Source organism: Bernardetia sp. (genome assembly GCF_020630935.1).
GTDB lineage: Bacteria > Bacteroidota > Bacteroidia > Cytophagales > Bernardetiaceae > Bernardetia.
Genome location: NZ_JAHDIG010000142.1, coordinates 1 through 3,719, shown reverse-complemented (window position 1 = coordinate 3,719; position 3,719 = coordinate 1). Strand labels below are relative to the sequence as shown.

2 protein-coding genes are annotated in these 3,719 nt (G+C 36.0%); both read right to left on the bottom strand.

Annotated features, from left to right (window positions below):
• Window positions 1-247 (bottom strand): hypothetical protein (locus QZ659_RS20330; RefSeq protein ID WP_291728908.1); only part of this gene is annotated, 247 nt, incomplete at its 3' end.
• Window positions 244-3,498, bottom strand: coding sequence for a zincin-like metallopeptidase domain-containing protein (locus QZ659_RS20325; protein WP_291728907.1), 3,255 nt, complete (start codon window positions 3,496-3,498; stop codon window positions 244-246). The genes QZ659_RS20325 and QZ659_RS20330, both read right to left, overlap by 4 nt.
• Window positions 3,499-3,719 lie beyond the last annotated feature (221 nt).

Genomic DNA, 3,719 nt, shown 5'->3' with positions numbered 1-3,719 from the left:
TTTTTTTTGTAGCTACTTTCTTACGAGTAGTAGCCTTTTTTACAGGCGTTTTTTTTGGAGAAGCTGCTTTCTTTTTATCTAAAAATGGTGATATTTTTTGATAAATAGTATCAGCTGCATCAGCAATATCTTTATTTGCCATCAGTCGTGGATTGAAATTCATTGTGATTTCTTTGGCTTCATCGTAGAGTTCACGCAGCTTAGGAGGTAGAGAGGTTACTTGTGAAGTAGTTAAGTGTTGTATCATAATTGTAAGGCTTTGGCTTTTAGTTGTAACATTTTCATTTTGGCTATGGCGATTTCTATATCTTCGTTTTCAGTAGATTTGACCACTTTAGTAGGAGTTTTTACGATGCTTGGGTTGAGTGGAATAGGCTCGTAATATTCATTTCGTTGGTAGGCTGGAACACCGTTTTTGTCGTAGTCAAGAATGTAGTCAGAGGCTCGTTGCGCTCTTGCAGCAGCTTTCAAAAAGAAGGTTTTGTCTTCTTTGATGGAGGCTACTAATTTCTCGTTCCAACCTTTGAGATAGGCTGCCGAATTGTTGATAGTGTGAAATAGAATGCCACTTTCGGCACACAAATAACACGCTCCTAATTCTGCAACTAGCTCTTCTAGTGCGTAGTCTTTATCGCCAAACTTTTTCCCTCCTCTTGTTTTGTCATCAAGCCTTATGGGATGTTTGGTACTGTGGATAAGCTCGTGGTATAGTACACTGTAAAATGCCTGTGGTTTTTCAAAAGTTACGACTGGAGGCATTCCTACATAATCTTCTTTTGGAAAATAATAGGCTTGAGAATCTACTTTTAAACTGGGTTTGTTGGGCATATAGTGGTAAATCTTTTCAGCAGCTTCAATCGCTTCGTACTCATAATTTACCTTTTCGCCTTTTTCCAACGCTGTCAAATCAAACTCTACATCTTCAACGGCTGCAATATTAAAGACGGTGTAATACTTCAAAAAACGTATTTGTTCAATGTTTTTTACGCCCTGTGCTTTGAGTCTTTTGTACTCATCGTCAGTTATTTTTTTGCCTTGATATTTTCTGACAACATTGTAGTAAAAAATCGGATAGCCCTTTGAGCCTTTTTTGATTTTTCCTTTTTTGGCTTTGATTTGCTTAAAAGTGAGGAAATAAGGGTATTCGTAATCATCTCCCATCAACGGCAAAATGAAATTCAAGAGAAAGAAGTTTGCACCTGAATAAGCTCTTTTACTATCGTAGTTGGCAGCAGCTCCTCCCCTACTTTTAATTTTCCATGTCTTTCTCCACGATAAATTTCCTCTTTCAATTGTCTCTAAAACCTTCTCATTGACAATTTCATACACATCTTTTCCATCAAGTCCATCAAGACCAATACCATCTAATTCTGAATCGTCGTAAATGTGTTCTAGTCCGTACAAAAGACCTTCTAAATCTTTCATCTGCAAAGCTTTGGCTTTTAGTTTGAGCATTTTCATTTTGGCTATGGCGATTTCTAACTCTTCATTTTTGGGGTTGGAAGTAGGCTCTACGGTTGGATAGGTATTTTGTAGATAGATTTTGTAGGCTTCTCTTTTTACTTCTTCAGCTTTTTTGGGACGGTTAGGAAAAACAGAGTAAATGGAATTTCTTGTAAGCACATCACGTAGAGTATTAAACTCTTTGTAGTCCTTTCTTGTGTCTTTTATGGCTTTGAGGTCTTCCGAATCGCTGATAAACACCTCATCGTTTTTCCACCCTACAAAATAAAAGTAGAACGTCATATCACTAAAATCATCACGAGCTTTCGTAAGTAGTGTTTTTTTAGAAAACTCCTCAAATGTCATTGTATGAGACTGTTTTGAAGTTATTTTCTTTGGTATCGATTTTTTCTCTTTGCGCTCTGTAAAAAGAGTATATTTTTTATCTAAACCACGTCTTACAAATTCCTTATTTGCACTATTTACTAGCTCTTTTTTTCCGTATTGAGCAAGTACATGTCTATCTCCATGTTTTGTTTTTGGAAAAATACTATCTGAAAGCATGGTGTTTGCTGCAAGCGTATATTTCCAAAGTGTTATAAACTCTGAATCTGACAAGTTTCTTGTTTTTTGCTTATCCCAAAGAACACTATTACCATACTTTTTAAACGTATTTATAGAAACTGGTAATTTTACAGTAATTGTTTCTGTGTCTTGATAAGCTACATTATCACACTCACACCCATCAATTCCACTTAATCCAAATGATTTTTTGATAGCTTCAGCTTTGGGAAGGGCTTTCTGTTTAGGTTCTACCAAAGTAGCTTCTTTATCCGTAGCATAGTAAGCATACTGTTTAAACCTATCTACTATACTTTTTTGAGTTTTTCCTTCACTAAAAATTTTAGCGAGTTCTAACTCTAAACTAGAATAACGTTCTACTGGAGCAGCTTCAAAAGTAGAAGGTTGATTTTTCCATTCATTGAAACTGAGATTAGTTTGAAGTAAATCATACGCTGCACCAATGGCATTTCCTACTTCTTTTGTAATAGAATGATTGGACTGCTCACAATCCGAGTAACAATGCACTTTCAAGACATATAAAAGTGCTTTTTCTACACCTCTTTGTGTGTGATGTGGAAGGTTATTAAATTTTTCACTTGTATTTGGTTCTTTAGATTGTTCGAAAACAAATTGAAGTAAAAACTGACGAACAAACTCTACTCCTTTGGCAGAAGTTTCTCCATTTTTGGTGTATTTTTCTAGCTCATCATTTCGTAATACTTTAGCACGAACAAAATAAGTAAGAGCTTTTGAATTGCGTATGATTTCAGAGAGACTATCATCTTTTCGGTCATAACGTAAAAGAGCTTCAACCATCTTGGCTAAGTCCGTTTCTGAAATACGATTTACTTTGGCTTTGGTATCTGAACTTTCTGAACTAACGGCTTCTAAATCTTTAGCTTGAAACTGTCCTAACTGAATAAACTCTTCATCAGACACGTCCACAAAACGAATCAAAACTGGCTTTTGGAATTTGGCAAGTTCTTTTTTTATAGTGCGTGCCGAAAAACCCAAAAAGTTAGCATTACAGCCTGTAAAAAAGTATTCGTTATAGGTTTTTCCATTGGGTTCTAATGAGTAATAAATTTTTAGTGTGTCAGCTCGTCCGTTACCTTGTATGACCTCTCCACGAAGGTTAGCTATTGGTGCGCCTGTATAGGCATTCGCTCCTTCAATAATTTCGGAGGGACGTAAATTTCTAGCTATCAGTTGGGGAGTTTCTCTTCCACTTTGAGAGGTACTTCGGTTTCTAGGTTGTGCTTCTGGCAAAAAGTGTAAAGGATTCTGTACGCCAGAGGAATGAGAGGGTTGTAAATCATCAGCTTCAATGATTCCGTAAAAACCTTTGACAATACGATTGAAGGCAAAAGAAATCGTTGTCTCTTTGCCTTTGAGAACTTTTTTAATTTTGGGTTGGCGTTTGTAGGTCTTGCCATCTTTCTTTAAAGTTCCTTTTTCTCGGATATTGTCATAGGCTCTGCCTAAATTCATAATCTATAGTTTTTCTTACTTGGTAATTTGGCTGTATAGTGGAGAAGCTCAGCGTTTGTAAACGAGTGATTTTTTATAACACCTTTTCCAAAATTGCATTTGTGAGATGTTAAATAATGCGCTAAAAGTGCCTTTTGAGAGGATTCTTAAAAGTGAGGTTTTTAGCGTAAAATCTTACTTCAATTCTTTAGAGGCTTGACTAATACACCTTGTCCATTTTT